Raw genomic sequence first — 13404 nt, forward strand, 5'->3', positions numbered from 1 at the left:
AGATTAATAACAAATACTTCATCTATGTACACTATTTGTAGTTATTTCAACTTAACTTAAAAACACTTCTTTTCGGTGATATTCCAAAAAGTATTGCTGTTCTTCATTAAATGTACCGACATTATTCTTAACCGATAAATTAATACCCATACGAGAAAGAGATGAGGATTCTACGATAGGAGAAACTAAAATACCGCCAGCGCTTTCAAACGAAATGAAGCCGCGGTCAAATAAATGGTCAATTGTTGGCGTAAGAAGCAAACCATTATTGCCGTTTAATTTTTCGGTATGGTCTTCACAATATCGCCACGGTTTTATATGGCTAGCGCGTAGATGAGATATTTCATTCACTTCGGTTATACGGCAATGAGTCTCTTGAAGTGCAACTCTCTTTTTAAATACACCTTGCCCTCTGCGAGCCATAATGATCGACTTTCTCTCTGTTTCAGGTATCAAGATATCATTTCTAACATTGTCTTCTAGGTCTTCTTCCCACTCATTCAACCCTTTAGTTGGTTTAAAGTTGTATTCAGGCGTAATTTCATTAACAGATAATAAGTTATCAACTAAATTTCCTGCTTCAGATCCGATTAATTCGATCAATGCTGTTGCTAATGGTTCTGGTAACTTGGTTAGGTATACGCATTGATTCCCACGACCTGTTGATTGTAACGGTGAATACTTTTCAGGGAGCTTTGGCTTGAGTTCTTTCATATAGTCAGCGGGGCGTATTTTATTATTTAATAGAATGTAATGAACATCTACTTTCCAACCAACACTCCCCCACTGTGCGCCAATTTTGCCAAACTCTATAGGTCGAGGAGATGCATAAGCATTAGATTGAATGACTCCAATTGCTTTTATGTAGGTATCTGCAAAAGAAAAAACTATGTCTCCGGGCACAACACCTTTCATATATTCATAGAACGGGTTCATTTGCCCATTAGATTTTCTTTTCGGTGACCATAGATAATTACCGTTAAACTCTTTTTTAAAAGTTTGATTTTGGTTAACCCACCAATAATTCAATTACTACATCCCTATATTTTGTTTTTTACAAACTTATCTATCACTACCGTTGGTATTACAAATCAACAATCACTAATCTTCAAGCAACTCAGTTAAACAAGCGACTTGTTCTGTTAATGAAGCAATTTGTTGCTCTAGTTCCGTGACTCGATGAGCTAGTTGGCTGTTACTTACTGAAGGTTCAGTCACTGTTTGAGTAGCACTAGAGTCAACACTATAGCTTTCATCAATATCAGAGAATAAATGCACGTAACGAGACTCACGCTTTCCGGGTTCTCGTTCGAGTTTTTTAACCAGTGTTTGTCCGTTTAAATTTTGTAATTGTTCTAAGGCAGTTTCCACTTCACGCACATCGGAAAAGTCAGCTAGGCGATTAGTGCGAGTTCTTAATTCACCCGGTGTTTGTGGCCCGCGTAGTAATAGCACACAAATAATGGCCCTTTGCTGAGAGCTAAACTTCAAATTGCCAAATTCGGTATCACAGAAATAATGATAATATTTGCTGACTCGACCAGAGGCTTTGTGATCTATCATTAACTGGTTCATTTTTGACAGTTCATCGATAGTATTTTGCACGTCAGATTCTGACAACGACATAACCGGTTCACGGTTACTTTTTTGATTACAAGCTGTGGTAATGCCATTTAACGACATTGGATATTGCTCGGGTGTGGTGGTTTCTTTTTCTAGCATGACGCCGATAATGCGGCATTGCTCTGCTGATAGTGTGATCATACTGAAGGCATCCTTTTTAAAACTTCTAGTAATAGAGCTTTACGAATTAACTGTAACCTTTGCTAGTAAAAGGTACTCGCAAAGGTTACTTGTAAAAATCCATAATTTAACGTTGGTTTAGCTATGACATTAATTCTGGTTACTTCGCCAATATAGTTAGCACAGCGCTATTCATTGCTTGTGTCGCGGTAGCGATGACTTTTTCAGCATCAGGTGCCCAAAACGGGCTATGCAGTGATGGTAAAGTTTCACCGGTTTCTTTCGCTAATTGCCATTTATCGTGCGGTACGCCACCAACCCAAAATATCATGCTTTTAATGTTTTTATCTGCGCGGTAGTAACGACTGAAGTCTTCGCCAGCCATTACTGGTGGTACTTCTTCTACTCGTTCTTTACCAAACTCGCTAGTAAATAACTTAGCCATTCTCTTGGTAAATTCAGGTTCGTTATATGCTGCAGGCGTGTATTCGTCTTTTACGGTAACTACCGGCAACAATTCTTCCGGTAAACCCATGGCGATACCTTCACCTTTCGCTATTCTAGTAATGCCATCAATTAATTTTTGGCGGGTTTCATCAGAGTAGCTACGCACGGTTAGTAACAATAATGCCTGATCTGAAATGATGTTGTGCTTAGTACCTGATTGAAAACTGCCTACGGTGACAACAGCAGCATCTTGTGGGTCTAATTCACGGCTAACAAGGGTTTGTAAAGCTCCAACAATTCGAGCGCCTAATACGATAGGGTCTTTCGTTGCGTGCGGGTAAGCCCCGTGGCCACCAACACCTTTGACTAGAATATTTACGCTATCAACATTGGCAAGGGTAAAGCCTGAGGTATAACCAATAACACCCGCTTTTAAGCCTGCAGAGTTGTGAAATGCTAAGGCATAATCAGGTTTTGGAAAACGTTCATATAAGCCGTCGGCTAGCATGTCTTTTGCACCACGACCACGTTCTTCCGCTGGCTGTAATATCATCACTAACGTGCCTGACCAATTGGCTTTATTTTCACTGAGTAGTTTTGCTGTGCCGATCCAGCTTGTCATGTGGGTATCATGTCCACAGGCATGCATTACATGACTTTGTAAGCCTTCTTCAGTGGTAGTGGTAACTTTTGACGCAAATGCTAATCCGGTTTGTTCTTTTACAGGCAGTGCATCCATATCTGCACGCACTAATACCGTAGGGCCTTGACCATTTTTTAACACCGCAACAACACCGGTGCCACCAACGCCTTCTGTCACTTTAAAACCAAGTTCACGAGCCGTTTTAGCTAATTTTTTAGCGGTATTGAACTCGTAACTCGATAGCTCAGGGCTTTGATGTAAGTCTTTATATAGCGTCATAAGCTCAGGCATAGCAGCCTTTACTGATTTTACATTGTCATTTGCAGCATAGGTTAATGAACTGCTGGCGATGCATAAAGCGGCTGTTATAAATGCTATAGTTTTCATTGTATTACTCAGTAAAAATTGCGGATAATTCATCTTAGCTAAATGCGGACAAGGCTACAATGTTAATTGAAGTCATTGAAAATATAACTTAGAAAAGTAATTGATTTAGGTATAAAAAACTAAGCAGGTAGTATGGAAAGAGTGATTATTCTGCTTATCATTTTTAACTATTGCGAATAACGATTAAAGAAGGTTACAAAGTGGAAAGAAACCATCACAGTCCACTAACGCAAGGGTAGTACAGACTGTTGATGGCTTTAGGTGTCACATAACTCATTTAAAAATAATTGAGCTGTTATTCGATGTTCTGGATCTGCTCACGCATTTGCTCGATTAGTACTTTCAATTCAACGGCTGAATTAGTGATATCAGCGTTAATTGATTTTGAGCCTAAGGTATTCGCTTCTCGGTTGAACTCTTGCATCATGAAGTCTAAACGGCGACCTTGTGCGCCACCTTTTTTCAAAATACTACGAGTTTCTTTTACGTGACTAAATAGGCGGTCAATTTCTTCATCAACATCCATTTTTTGCGCTAACAACACAAGTTCTTGTTCAACACGTGATGATTCAAGCTCGATGTTCGCATCTGAAAATTTGTCGGTGATACGTTTGCGTTGCCATGCAATAACTTCAGGCATATGCCCTTTGACAACTTCTGACTGTTCAACGATACCATCAAGGCGTTGCTCAATAAGCGCTTTCATATTGGCGCCTTCATCAGCTCGGGCAACAATAAAGTCTTTCAGTGCTTGATCAAAACCAGCAAGAATTTCAGCTTGAATGGCATTCATGTCTGATTCTTCAGCTTCCATCACGCCAGGCCAGCGCATAATTTCTAACGGGTTAACTTGGCTATTCAATGTTTGCTCATTGATCCAATTTGCATGTTTAAGCAAGTTTTCAGCAAGCGCGGTATTCATTGATAAATTACTTTTTTCACCCGGATTAGCATTAAAACGTAAGTTACATTCCACTTTGCCGCGATTTAATTGCTTACGAAAGCGTTCACGTAATACTGGCTCTATGCTTCTAAACTGCTCAGGTAAGCGAAAATAAGTTTCGAGGAAACGTTGATTTACAGAGCGGATTTCCCAAACTGCATTGCCCCACTCGCCTTTTACTTCATGGCGAGCAAATGCTGTCATGCTGTGGATCATAGAATTTCCTAAATATTTAATATGGTCAATAGTTGGGATTATGCCCTAGCTAAGATCAGGGATCTAGTTTCCGAGCGTTTATATACTTGTATCAAACATGTATCTGATCCACTGAATGTTACTAAATATTCAATATCATGGTTAAACTCGATGAATTAAAAGTGTTGAAAAGCTATGATGATACTGAATACATTCTAATGGCATAAATCGTTTAAGGTCTTCAAATTAACTATGTACACAAAAAATTCCGAACACACAAAGCAATTACAGCAATGTCGTCAATACTTTTCGGATCGTGAGTTTGAAAAATTGAACGAGATTTTTTTGCCACTTTTAGACAAAAAAATTCCTGAGGCTTTACTTGCTCAAGTAGACTTTCAAATGCAAAAAGACCCTAATGAAGGCATTGGAAACTTATTACAACTGGCTCAAAACAATGTTCCTATGGCGAATTACAAAATGGCCATGCTGTTGTATTTTCATCCCGAGTTAACGCTAGATTTTAATGCTTTTTTAGAACAAGCCTACCTACGCGAAGAAGAGCCTGCAATAATGGTTTGTGTATATTTAGCTTATGCTAATGGAAGTACTGAGCTGGCGAAAAGAATATTATTTTCACACACCAAAATTGATGGTATTAGCGATATCATACTTGCGCTTGGTTTAGTTCATAAAACAACCGACATTGAAAAACCGAACTATCAAAAATTTAAACGCTCAGATAATACGCGGCATACGCTGCATTATCATAATCAAGAAATATCACTCGCAACAGCTGATAATTTTCTTAATGAGTTTGAATGTGCATGGTTAAAGCTTAGAGCTCAAAAATCACTTGAGCCATCAATGGTAGTGAATGCAGAGAGTGGTAAGAAAGAGCAAAGCCCTGTTAGAACGAACCAATTTAGTCAATTGATTCCAACGTCAAGTGATTGGGTGTTACTTGATATTGAACAGCGTATTGCCAAACTTATTCACTTGCCGATTAGTCATGGTGAAGTTAGTAATATTCTTTATTATCAGAAAGGCAACGAGTACAAGCCCCACTACGATTTTTTCCACCCAAAAGACCCAGGCTCTGCATTAGCAATGCAAGATGGTGGACAAAGAGTAAGGACTGCACTTTGTTATTTATCGCCAGCGAAAGAAGGGGGAGAAACGTACTTCCCTCGAATTTCAGAAAAATTACCAGGTCAAGTAGGCCAGCTAATTGTTTTCGATAATGTCAGCAAACAATTAGCTCCTTTACCACCTTCTCTACATCAAAGCTTGCCAGTAATCTCAGGCGATAAGTGGATATTAAGCAAGTGGTACCGCCTTAATGAAACTAGCTATAAACAGAACCTTATTGAGTTAAATTTATAGCAAGAAACTAACTAACGCTTTTCTGCCAGCGTTCTTTAATGTGATCAGCCACTCGGAAGGAGTTAGCGTAAATGGTAAACGTATAAGGCACGCTACCACCTGTTGGCATAAATGACGCATCAGTAACAAATAGATTATCAACTTCATGTGCTTGACAGTTTTTATTCAGCACTGAAGTTTTAGGGTCGTTACCAAAACGACAACCGCCAGCCATTAAGTTTGACGCTGGCGCACTACTAACTGATGATGAAATATTAGTTGCCCCCATTTCTGTTAATAGTTTTTCCGCTTTTTCAGCCAAGTACTCACCAACATCTAAATCGTGGTTATGGGCACCAATACGTATTTTAGCAACCGGATCCCCCCATTTATCAGTAACATCATCATCCAAGTCGACAAAACAATTGTCGGTTGGCAGCCAATCATTAAACACTTCAAAACGTAAGGTTTTATAGGTGGTAAATTCTTTTTTCATGCTTTGTTTAAGTTCTTCACCCCAAATTAGCTTTTCACTATCCTGAGCTTCATTGTATTGCCATTTAGTGCTTTGCGCGCGAGCAATAGGGTTTTGATAAAAGAGGAAGTCTATTGTGCCGCCCTTAGCTTTACCATCACGATTAAAGCCGTTAAAGGCTTTGTCATCAATCTGATACCAATCTTGTAATGCGCGATTAATAAAAGGCCCTACTTGCTTTAATTGCGCCTGTTTTTCTTTAGTTAAATCTTTATAAAAGAAGTCGCCACGACCTGTTCCGCCACCACTAAATATTAAGTTTTTACCAACATGCCCGGTGTTATTAGCAATGCCGTTAGGAAACTTTTCACCTTTTGACGCTAATAATAAACGCGAAGTTTCTACCGCTTGGCACGCAACAACATAATATTTAGCCGTTGCTGCATGTTGACGCCCTGCTTTGTCGTAGTAAAGCACGCCAGAGATTTTACCTTGGCTATCGGTTTGAATTTTATACACTTTTGCATGAGGTGTTATGGTGCAATTACCTGTCGCTACCGCGTGGTTAAGCAAGGCTGCTCGACCACTACCTTTAGCACCTGATGCACAGCCATAACTACTACAGTAACCTGAATATTCACAACTATTTCTGCCCATTGCTGGTTGTGACAATATTGCACGCGGCACTGGTACCGAGTGATAGCCAATATTTTCAGCACTTTTATCAATCCATGAGGAGATTCCATGTTCAGCCACTGGTGGAAATGGAAAGTCTGTTGAACGAGGCTCTTGATGTGGATGCTTTGAAACTCGACCTGAAACACCAACTACTTTTTCAACCATCGCGTAATAAGGCTCAAGTTCATCATAACTTATTGGCCAATCTTCAACATTGGCTCCTTCAATAGCGCCAAATTCTGATTTCAAGCGAAAATCAATAGGTTTTAATCGATGAAAATAACCGCTCATAAAGTTTGAGGACCCACCGACAACTTGTCCATTCCAAAAACTCCAACCTGACTCGCTAGTTGCTTCACCTTGCCAAAAGCTTTCACCGTCTTCGGTTTCATATTCTTCTTCAATAACGTGCTGCTCATCTTCAAGTTTTGGGTTATAAGCATCACGCAAGCTAATGGCTAGTTCGTCTTTATAAAATTCTTTTTCCGTTAACCAAGCCCCTTTTTCAAGTACTAATACTTTAGCGCCAGCTTTGGCTAAGGTATAAGCAACAGGTGATGCACCAGCGCCACTACCCACTATACAAATATCATATTTCATGCTTTTCGAGTTCCTACTTGCTTGCCGATATATTGCTGATGACTTACAACGTTTGTTGCTTTATTAACAGTCGATGTTTTACGACTTAACGTTATTGGTTGCTTGCCCGGTAATTCGTAATAGCGTTGCCCTGCTTTAGGTAGCGGAAAGCCAGCTTGATGCTCTAACCATTGCCAACCTATACCATTAGGATTACCACCGTAACTTGGCGGGGAAAGCATAGCCTCAAAAATATAACCGACTAAGTTACTTAACCAATTCTCGCCCGCGGTAGATTTACTAATTGTACGCAAAATGGTTTCTTTTTCATCAAAAGTTAATAACACAAAGTTTTTCTGTAATTGGCTATCACTAAAACCATTTAACCAACCAACACCTTTATAAATAAATTCAATTTCAGCTTTTTCTGTTGGTTGCTGAAAAACAACATTGAATAAGTACTGCGTAACCTGAATTTCTTTCGCACTGGGTCCTGTTGGTGATTCTGGTAATAAGTGCGCTAATACAGCATCTAACGTTAGCCAAGGGTCAGTTTTCAATGCACCATCAAGCTTATTAGCAGTAACAGCCGACCAACTGCGTATTGGCATAACTGCTACCATAGTAGCCCCTGCAGCAGATTTTAATGCGTTACGACGAGAAACTTTTTTTCGTAGCCATTGTGGTGTACGAAAATTTTTATCGAAGAATGAATTTACTTGAGACATTGCTTTAACTCTTTGTACTTGAGACATTGCCATTTACCTTGTTATTTTTTACTTGCCACTTATCTAAGAAAGCTGACCAATATTCTACAGAGTACTCTAATTTATCGAGTAATTCTGCCGTATCTTTAGACAGCAACATATTGCCACTACTGGTTGATACATACATATGCGGGTAACCTTGCACAGGAGGTAATGACTTCATAAAGGCTTCGTTTTCATTACTGTCACTTACGCTTATTTTTAGCAAAACATATTTATTGTGTAGTTGTTGATAAACTTCTGGGTTTTTTTCCAAAAAAGCATCCATTTTATGGCACCAGGTACACCAAGTTCCACCTATTTCAATAAGCACGTTTCGTTCAGTTTCTTGTGCTAATTTAATTGCCGCTTGCGCATCTTTAAACGGATCACGCTTATCGCTATAGATTTGGCTATATAGTGGTAACTCTTTGCCATATTCACTTACAGGTTCTTGTGCACGTGCTTGGCTAGTGACTAATAAGCTTGATAAAAACAAAATAATAAATAAGTGAAATTTCATAAATTCTCTCTATTTCGATGACATTCAATAACGACTAACGATAAATATACTCAAGCTACTTAAATATGCAGTTTGGATATACAAATAGAATGACCTTCTATTAATTAACTATATTTCAAATTAGTTGTTACGTCATTATGTCAAAATACCTTTTGAACGATTATAATGCGCAGCAATTATACTACGATAGGAATTTCAACATGCGTCCAAGCGGCAGAACTTTAGGGCAAATTCGCCCTGTAACCATTACTCGTCAATTTACAGCTCATGCAGAAGGCTCAGTACTTATTGAGTTTGGTGACACGAAAGTGATTTGTACTGCTACTGTTGAAGTAGGTGTTCCACGTTTTTTAAAAGGTCAGGGGAAAGGTTGGATCACTGCTGAATACGGTATGTTGCCTCGCTCAACACATACTCGTATGCGCCGTGAAGCAGCCAGCGGCAAGCAAAGCGGTCGTACGTTAGAAATTTCTCGTTTAATCGCCCGTTCATTGCGTGCTGCAGTAGATTTAGTTGCCTTAGGTGAAAATACGATTACCGTTGATTGTGATGTAATTCAGGCTGATGGCGGAACTCGTACTGCGTCAATTACCGGTGCTTGTGTTGCATTAGTTGATGCATTAAACCATATGCGTGCTAAAGGTATTATCAATAACAACCCACTTAAGCACATGATTGCCGCTGTTTCTGTTGGTATCTATAAAGGCGAGCCAATTGCTGATTTAGAATACCTTGAAGATTCAGCAGCTGATACTGATATGAACGTAGTAATGACTGAAACCGGTAAGCTAATTGAAGTGCAAGGTACTGCTGAAGAAGAACCATTTAGCTTCGACGAAATGCAGCAAATGTTAGAACTTGCAAAAAATGGTATCAATGAATTATTTGATGTTCAAAAAGCCGCTTTAAACTAAGAAACCGATAGGAATTGATTATGAAAGATTATCAACGCGACTTTATTGAGTTTGCTTTATCTAAACAAGTATTACGCTTTGGCGAATTTACCCTAAAGTCTGGCCGTACTAGCCCTTATTTTTTCAATGCCGGTTTATTCAATACTGGTGGTGATTTAGCGCGTTTAGGTCGTTTTTATGCTGCAGCATTACAAGACTCAAAAATTGACTATAACTTATTGTTTGGTCCTGCTTATAAAGGTATACCAATTGCCACAACAACAGCTGTAGCGCTTTCTGATATTTACAATATTGATATGCCATATTGTTTCAACCGTAAAGAAGCAAAAACACACGGCGAAGGCGGCAGCTTAGTTGGTTCTGCGCTTGAAGGTAAAGTGATGCTGGTTGATGACGTGATCACTGCTGGCACTGCAATTCGCGAATCAATGGAAATTATTAAAGCTCATGGCGCTGAATTATCAGGCGTGCTTATCGCTCTAGATAGACAAGAAAAAGGTCGTGCCGAACTTTCTGCGATTCAAGAAGTTGAACGTGACTTTAACACCAAAGTTATTTCTATTGTAACATTAGCGGACCTGATCAATTACTTAGAAGAGAAGCCAGATATGGCTGAAAGCTTAGCGAGTATCAAAAAATATCGTCAAGATTACGGTATCTAATTACTAGCGAGTGCTAAACGTAAAAAACCTGCATTTGCAGGTTTTTTTGTTATTGAATATATAAATTCGATATTGAGCTATACGGCCAAACTAGCTAGGCGGTGAGTTCGAATTGATGACTTGGCGGTTTTTCATAAGCATGATTAATCGTTGAATAAAACTGTTCGATACGACCTGCTCTTTCATTTACTGCATTCGCTCGACTTGGCGCTACAGTTTCTTGTGATGATAGCGTTTGTTGCATTTGATGATCGAATGCTTTACTACTTTCATTACTTTCAAAGTTATCGTCATCTTTTGCTAAAACTTCTTTATCACGAAATAAATTGCCTATTTCTGGTTTTGACTCAGAGTTTTCAGAATTTTTTGTAATTAAATCTGCCTGTGCTTCAACAATAATACTGGAAGCAGAAGCTGCAACACGGGTATCTTGTGCTGACGGGCTAGCGGGAGCAAGTGCTGCGGCTTGGACCCGTTTCATCTTAGCAATTGTTTCTTTAGGGTCACCTGCAACAGGAGTTAAATCGACAGATACTTCACCTTCAACAGCATATTTTTTGCCATTAGGGCCAATTTCAAATGAATATGAAGGGGAGCCTGTAAACGCCCCACCTACCGACGCATGAGCCATTTCGTGCGTACGTACTTCTTTATCACGACTTTCTAAACTTCTAATTTCTTGTGTTTCAGCCAAGACTTCTGCATCAGATTTTTGCTCACTACCTGCGGGCACTTGCCCTTCCGGTGCATCAGAATCATTACTATTTTGTTCATTATTTTCATTGGTAGGATCTTGCGAAGCATTTTGTTGCGAGTTTTGTGACGAACTTTCGTTGTCACTAGAGCCACCATTAATTGATGCGCTGGCTTGCTCTGCTTGCTTTCGTAAACTAGCAAAATCAACTTGTTCATTATTTTGTGCCGGTGTACGACCACGTTCTTTATCTGATGCTACACCTTTTTCACCAGCAGACTGGTTGGAAGCTTCAGGTTTAGCAATAACTTCTCGTTGTTGATTATCACGACGCAAGCTGTCCGTCTGCAAATTTACTGCAGTTTGTATCGGAAGGGTATATGCTTGCGGAGTAATATTCATACTAGTTAAACTCGAACATCAATTAACGTACCTAGATTTTCGTCTGCAGATTGAATCACTTCGGCAGATGACTGCGCTTGCACTTCGGCAACACGTAAATTAACAATTGATTCTGTTAAGCCATTAGGTTCATTAACTGCAGAAGCTTGAGTAACAGCGCTGCTAGTTGCAGGCTCGCTAACTTCATTATCTGAAAGTGTGCTACGTGCAATATCACTCGCCGCTTGATTAGCACCTTCTGTCGCTTTTTGAAAACCTTGCACGCCAGCATTAAAAGCTGATTGTATTTCCATAATCTTCTCCTGAAGATATATATTTACCGCAAAGCCAATAAAAATATATCAGTATGAACACCTGACTAATTATTAACCAAAAACAGTAAAAAGTAAACTACTTAGCCTGTAACAATGTGTTCGATTAGCCAAGTTTTCAATGTTGCTAAAAATTCCGTCTGATGAGAAATAAACGGTGCGTGTGAAGCTTGTTCAAAAATATGACACTGACTATGGGGTACAAGACTGTTTATCAAAGGAATAACGTGTTTAGGTACTAGGCCATCACGCTTACCATACAATCGTAAAAAAGGCTGATTAACATGACATAATTTATCCACTAGATTAGACGTTTCCAAAAGCTGTAACGAATCATCTAATATTTGGCGACTAGGCTGTTCGTATTGCATGACTAAATCACGAATCTTCTTAATATCTTGACGAAGGTGCGGACTACCCATTGCTTGAATTTTTAAAAAATTGCTGATGGTTTTTGTCGTATCTTGTGCAAGTTGCTGATGAAACATTGTCAAAACACTTTCTTTAATGCCCGGCCAAGCTTCACGCTCTACAAATTGCGGCGAGCTAGCCAAAGTGACCAAGCCAAGTACTTGCTCAGGGTGAGTGAGAGTTATTTGACTTGCCACTAAACCACCCAATGACCAGCCAATATAGACTGCAGGCTTTCCTACTGCTTGTTGGATAGCGTCAGCTATTTCTCTTAAAGAATAATCGGTAACTTGATATGAATAGTTTGTCGCAAAGCCAGGTAAATCAACGGTAATGACTTCAAAATCAGCCTTGAGCTCTGCTAAACACGGTTGCCAAACAGCCGAATTGAGCCCCCAACCATGAATAAAGACTAATGGAATACCTTGTCCTTGGCTCGCAATTTGTAAACTTTCTGCCATGCTTATTACGCTCGATACTTAGTGAGCGCGTAGTGTAACGAAAGGATGCTGAAAATGGAATTTGGCAGCAAACTCAACAAGGTGATTATTTTAAACTTAAGTAGAAAATTGCCACTGCTAATAAAAAAAATAAGGTTTCTGATAAGTTGCTGTACTTTATGCGGTAACGTCTGCCAACAACATCAATTGATTTGCCAATACTGCCAAAACGATTTACCTTATTTTAAAGAACACTTAATCGGTTTCGACTTATTATCGTGGCCAGCTATTAAGCAAGCCCTACCTAAAACATCGTTTGATCACCTGTTCAGTTTAGCGCCTTATCAATGGCCATTTTCTACCTGGATTAATCAGTTAAAATATCATGGAAAAACAGAATTAGCTGAGTTATTAGCTTATTTACTCGCCCAAAGATGGAAGCAATATTTAACTAGTCTCGACAAAGAGTTAAAACCAAAAGAAATCCTAGTACTCAGCGTGCCATTACATGTAACTAAGTGGCAAGAACGTGGGTTCAACCAGGCGCATTTGATTGCCCAATACTTTGCAAAACAGCTGAACTACAACTACCAACCAGAATTACTGTTACGAGACAAAATAACTCAGACCCAAGTTGGCAAGTCCGGGGCTGAACGTAGAAAAAATTTAGCCAATGCTTTCAATATTAATCCCGAATTTTTTGATGAACTTGCTGGCCATGTAGTTTTAATTGATGATGTCGTTACAACAGGTACAACGGCCAACGAGATTTGTCGATTACTGAAAAAAAGAGGAGTGCAAACTATTACACTCCTCAGTATTTGCTTAGCTCTACCGAACTAATAC

14 protein-coding genes are annotated in these 13404 nt (G+C 39.3%); 4 read left to right on the top strand and 10 right to left on the bottom strand.

What is annotated here, in order from left to right:
- Positions 1-51 precede the first annotated feature (51 nt).
- The 4 genes from B7C41_RS16005 to B7C41_RS16020 form a co-directional block, all read right to left on the bottom strand.
- Positions 52-1029 carry an HNH endonuclease gene (locus B7C41_RS16005; protein WP_085299972.1) on the bottom strand — a complete coding sequence of 326 codons (978 nt, stop codon included), beginning with the start codon at positions 1027-1029 and terminating at the stop codon, positions 52-54.
- A 72-nt stretch (positions 1030-1101) separates the two neighbouring features.
- The gene (locus tag B7C41_RS16010; protein WP_085299973.1) at positions 1102-1764 is read right to left on the bottom strand and encodes a YceH family protein; all 663 of its coding nucleotides are present in this window, start codon (positions 1762-1764) and stop codon (positions 1102-1104) included.
- A gap of 139 nt (positions 1765-1903) precedes the next feature.
- Complete coding sequence (locus B7C41_RS16015; protein ID WP_085300281.1) at positions 1904-3220, bottom strand: amidohydrolase; 1317 nt, start codon at positions 3218-3220, stop codon at positions 1904-1906.
- 295 nt (positions 3221-3515) lie between these two features.
- Positions 3516-4379, bottom strand: coding sequence for a YicC/YloC family endoribonuclease (locus B7C41_RS16020; protein WP_085299974.1), 864 nt, complete (start codon positions 4377-4379; stop codon positions 3516-3518).
- Positions 4380-4610: 231 nt separating this feature from the next.
- Between B7C41_RS16020 and B7C41_RS16025 the strand changes: the two genes are divergently transcribed.
- Positions 4611-5744, top strand: a complete 1134-nt coding sequence (locus tag B7C41_RS16025) for a 2OG-Fe(II) oxygenase (RefSeq protein ID WP_085299975.1) — start codon at positions 4611-4613, stop codon at positions 5742-5744.
- 7 nt (positions 5745-5751) lie between these two features.
- Here B7C41_RS16025 and B7C41_RS16030 read toward each other — a convergent pair whose 3' ends face one another.
- The 3 genes from B7C41_RS16030 to B7C41_RS16040 are packed head-to-tail and all read right to left on the bottom strand — an operon-like array spanning position 5752 to position 8724.
- Positions 5752-7476: a GMC family oxidoreductase gene (locus B7C41_RS16030; RefSeq protein WP_085299976.1), complete on the bottom strand. Its 1725-nt coding sequence runs from the start codon at positions 7474-7476 to the stop codon at positions 5752-5754.
- Complete coding sequence (locus B7C41_RS16035; protein WP_235839750.1) at positions 7473-8210, bottom strand: gluconate 2-dehydrogenase subunit 3 family protein; 738 nt, start codon at positions 8208-8210, stop codon at positions 7473-7475. Before B7C41_RS16035 ends, B7C41_RS16030 begins: the two co-directional genes overlap by 4 nt.
- Entirely contained in the window at positions 8188-8724 is a 537-nt protein-coding gene (locus B7C41_RS16040; RefSeq protein ID WP_085299977.1) for a thioredoxin family protein, read from the bottom strand. Before B7C41_RS16040 ends, B7C41_RS16035 begins: the two co-directional genes overlap by 23 nt.
- A gap of 200 nt (positions 8725-8924) precedes the next feature.
- On the opposite strand from B7C41_RS16040, the gene rph reads away from it, so the two are divergent.
- Positions 8925-9638, top strand: coding sequence for a ribonuclease PH (gene rph, locus B7C41_RS16045; protein WP_085299978.1), 714 nt, complete (start codon positions 8925-8927; stop codon positions 9636-9638).
- A 20-nt stretch (positions 9639-9658) separates the two neighbouring features.
- Entirely contained in the window at positions 9659-10300 is a 642-nt protein-coding gene (pyrE, locus tag B7C41_RS16050; RefSeq protein ID WP_085299979.1) for an orotate phosphoribosyltransferase, read from the top strand.
- A gap of 94 nt (positions 10301-10394) precedes the next feature.
- Here pyrE and B7C41_RS16055 read toward each other — a convergent pair whose 3' ends face one another.
- The 3 genes from B7C41_RS16055 to bioH all read right to left on the bottom strand — a co-directional run bounded on the left by B7C41_RS16055 (position 10395) and on the right by bioH (position 12579).
- Positions 10395-11396, bottom strand: a complete 1002-nt coding sequence (locus B7C41_RS16055; RefSeq protein ID WP_085299980.1) for a putative metalloprotease CJM1_0395 family protein — start codon at positions 11394-11396, stop codon at positions 10395-10397.
- Positions 11397-11401: 5 nt separating this feature from the next.
- Entirely contained in the window at positions 11402-11689 is a 288-nt protein-coding gene (locus tag B7C41_RS16060) for a hypothetical protein (RefSeq protein ID WP_085299981.1), read from the bottom strand.
- A 101-nt stretch (positions 11690-11790) separates the two neighbouring features.
- Entirely contained in the window at positions 11791-12579 is a 789-nt protein-coding gene (gene bioH, locus B7C41_RS16065) for a pimeloyl-ACP methyl ester esterase BioH (protein ID WP_085299982.1), read from the bottom strand.
- Positions 12580-12633: 54 nt separating this feature from the next.
- On the opposite strand from bioH, the gene B7C41_RS16070 reads away from it, so the two are divergent.
- Positions 12634-13401 (top strand): ComF family protein, encoded by a 768-nt coding sequence (locus B7C41_RS16070; RefSeq protein WP_143764432.1) that lies wholly within the window; start codon positions 12634-12636, stop codon positions 13399-13401.
- Positions 13402-13404: the final 3 nt, after the last annotated feature.

The sequence above is a fragment of the Cognaticolwellia mytili genome (assembly GCF_002104475.1).
Taxonomy (GTDB): Bacteria; Pseudomonadota; Gammaproteobacteria; order Enterobacterales; family Alteromonadaceae; genus Cognaticolwellia; species Cognaticolwellia mytili.